The following is a 3,376-nucleotide window of genomic DNA, read 5'->3' on the forward strand; positions in this document are numbered from 1 at the left end:
GCGTTCCACCTCGGCGAGCACGGCGGCCACGGCCTGCGGCACGCCCGCCGGGTTGGTGCCACCGCCCTGGGCCAGGTCGGGCTTGCCGCCGCCACGGCCGCCGACGGCGGGCGCGAAGGCGGGCACGAGCTTGCCCGCGGCGAGACCCAGGTCGCGGGCCCCCGCCGTGGTGGCGACGACGAAGCTGACCTTCTCGCCGTCCGGGGCGAACAGCGCGACCACGCCGGGCTTGTCGGCCATCCGGCCGCGCACCTCGCTGGCGATCGCGCGCACGTCGCCGCCGGAGGTGCCCTCCGGCAGGGCCAGCGCGAGCACGGACACGCCGCGCACGTCCAGCGCCTGCGAGACCAGCGACCCGGCGGAGGCCACGAGCTGGGCGGAGCGGACCTTCTCCAGCTCCTTCTCGGCCGCGCGCAGCCGCTCGACCAGCGCCTCGACGCGGGCGGGCACCTCGGCGTCGGGCACCTTCAGCATGGAGGCCACGTTCTGCACCAGCGCCCGCTCCTGGGCGAGGTACTTGAACGCCTCGATGCCGACGTAGGCCTCCAGCCGTCGCACCCCGGAGCCGACCGACGACTCGCCGATGACGGTGATGGGGCCGATCTGCGAGGAGTGCTCGACGTGCGTGCCACCGCACAGCTCGCGCGACCACCGCCCGCCGATCTCGACCACGCGCACGGTCTCGTCGTAGGTCTCGCCGAACAGCGCGACCGCGCCCATCTCCTGGGCGCCGGACATGTCGGTGTAGACCACGCTCACCGGCAGGTCCTTGCGGACCGCCAGGTTCGAGACCTCCTCGATCTCGCTGCGCGTGGACTCGGACAGGCCGCCGGTCCAGGCGAAGTCGAGCCGCAGGTAGCCGGGCTTGTTGTACGAGCCGGACTGGAGCGCGGACGGGCCGAGCACCTGGCGCAGGGCGGCGTGCACGACGTGCGTGCCCGAGTGCCCCTGGCGGGCCCCGACGCGCCACTCGGCGTCGACGCGCGCCTCGACCTTCTCGCCCTCGGCGATCTCGCCGGAGACCACGCGGACCTGGTGCACCCACAGCTTGCGGGCGACCTTCTGGACGTCCACGACCTCCAGCTCGGCGCCGCCGGAGACGATCACGCCCGCGTCGCTCTCCTGGCCGCCGGACTCGGCGTACAGGGGGGTGCGGTCGAGCACGACCTCGACGATGTCGCCCTCGCGGGCGGACTTGACCCGCTTGCCGCCGGACACGATGCCGCGCAGCACGGCCTCGCTGGCCAGCTCGGTGTAGCCGGTGAACTCGGTGGCGCCCAGCTCCAGCAGCTCGCGGTACACCGTCTGGTCGCCGTGGCCGGTCTTCTTGCCCGCCGCGTCGGCCTTGGCGCGGGCGCGCTGCTCGGCCATGAGCTTGCGGAAGCCGTCCTCGTCCACCGTCAGACCGGCCTCGGAGGCCATCTCCAGGGTGAGGTCGATCGGGAACCCGTAGGTGTCGTGCAGCTGGAAGGCCTTGTCACCGGGCAGGATCGCGCGGCCCTGCGACTTCACCGCCCCCGCGGCGGTCTCGAAGATCCGGGAGCCCGCGTCCAGCGTGCGCAGGAACGTGTCCTCCTCGGCCTTGAGGACCTGCTCGATGCGGGCGAACCCGCTGACCAGCTCCGGGTAGGAGGGGCCCATGGTGTCGCGCACGACGGCGGCGAACGTCTGGAGCACCGGCTCGGTCACGCCCAGCAGGCGCGAGGAGCGCACGATGCGGCGCAGCAGGCGGCGCAGCACGTAGCCGCGGGCCTCGTTGCCGGGGGTGACGCCGTCGCCGACGAGCAGCACGCCGGAGCGCGCGTGGTCGGCGATGACCCGGAAGCGGACGTCGTCCGTCGGGTTGTCGCCGTACTTGCGGCCGGACAGCTCCTCGGCCTTGGTGATGACGGCCCGCACCAGGTCGGTCTCGTAGACGTTGTCCACGCCCTGCAGCAGGAACGCCACCCGCTCGACGCCCATGCCGGTGTCGATGTTCTTGGACGGCAGCTCGCCCAGGATCGGGTAGTCGCGCTTGGCGCCGCCCGCCCCGCGCTCGTTCTGCATGAAGACCAGGTTCCAGATCTCCAGGTACCGGTCCTCGTCCACGACCGGGCCGCCCTCGGCGCCGAACTCGGGGCCGCGGTCGTAGTAGATCTCCGAGCACGGGCCGCACGGGCCGGGGACGCCCATGGACCAGTAGTTGTCCTCGACGTCCCGGCGCTGGATGCGCTCCGGCGGCAGACCGGCGATCTTCTGCCACAGGTCGGCGGCCTCGTCGTCGTCCAGGTAGACGGTGACCCACAGGCGCTCGGGGTCGAAGCCGTAGCCGCCGTCGTCCTGGGACTTGGTGACCAGGTCCCAGGCGAGCCGGATGGCGTCTTCCTTGAAGTAGTCGCCGAACGAGAAGTTGCCCGCCATCTGGAAGAACGTCAGGTGGCGGGTGGTCTTGCCGACCTCGTCGATGTCCGGGGTGCGCACGCACTTCTGCACGCTGGTGGCGCGCTTGTGCGGCGACGGGGCCTCACCGAGGACGTAGGGCTTGAAGGGCACCATGCCCGCGTTGACGAACAGCAGGTTCGGGTCGTCCAGCAGCAGGGAGGCGCTGGGGACGACGGCGTGCCCGGCGTTCTCGAAGTGCTCGCGGAAGCGCTTGATGATCTCGTGTGTCTGCACGGTCGGGTCCTTGGCTGTGGTGGCGGTCTTCCTTGCGCGGCGCGGCGCACCACGTCACTCGTTAGCCCGGCGCGCGCGCCGACCCGGGGTGTGGCCCGTCTGCCCCACGACCCTCTCCAGCCGCACGTGCTCGCGCTCGACCATGCCCGCGCGCACCTCGGCGCCGAAGGAGCCGATGGCGGTGGCCAGCTCGCGCAGGCCCTCGCCCACGTTCGCGCCGATGCCCGCGGGCGTGGCGGCGTGGGCGGCCTGGTTGGCCTTGCGGGTGGCGAGGACGCCCGCGGCGACCCCGACCCCGAGCCAGAACAGCCTGCTCATCGGTTCCCCCTGCGCGTGCGACGCGCGGCGTGCTTGTTCACCCTGGCCTCGGCGGCCTTGCGGCGGGACCGGACGGCCTTGCTCACGCCGTAGGACAGCGCGGCGGCCTTGACCAGGGGTCCGCCGAGGGTGGCGGTGAACAGGGACGTCAGCGCGGACACGTTGCCGGTCACCGCACGCGCGTTGGCGGTGATGCCGTCCACGCGCTCCAACTGGGTGTTGACGTGCGTGATCGTGGCGTTGGCGCCGCTGAAGATCGGGTCGCTGTTCTGGTGCGCCTTGCGGATGGCGATCGTCGCCTCGTCGAGCGTGCGCCCGAGCTTGAAGAGGGCGATCCCCATGAGCAGCACAAGCAGCACGAACGCGCCGGCGGCGACCAGCGCGGCGATCTGCCCTGGCGACA

3 protein-coding genes are annotated in these 3,376 nt (G+C 72.4%); all 3 read right to left on the reverse strand.

Annotated elements, in window-relative coordinates:
* Positions 1–2,655, reverse strand: a 2,655-nt coding sequence (gene alaS / locus ACTUAL_RS12970; protein ID WP_440900409.1) for an alanine--tRNA ligase, incomplete at its 3' end; no start/stop codon positions are given.
* A 54-nt stretch (positions 2,656–2,709) separates the two neighbouring features.
* Positions 2,710–2,973, reverse strand: coding sequence for a hypothetical protein (locus ACTUAL_RS12975; RefSeq protein WP_440900410.1), 264 nt, complete (start codon positions 2,971–2,973; stop codon positions 2,710–2,712).
* The coding region (locus tag ACTUAL_RS12980) for a DUF948 domain-containing protein (RefSeq protein ID WP_440900411.1) at positions 2,970–3,376 on the reverse strand (407 nt) is incomplete at its 5' end. The genes ACTUAL_RS12975 and ACTUAL_RS12980, both read right to left, overlap by 4 nt.

The sequence above is a fragment of the Actinosynnema sp. genome, assembly GCF_052038725.1.

Bases quoted from the DNA above. Each gene is read 5' to 3' on its own strand.
- ACTUAL_RS12975 (WP_440900410.1), bottom strand. From the start codon at position 2,973: ATGAGCAGGCTGTTCTGGCTCGGGGTCGGGGTCGCCGCGGGCGTCCTC.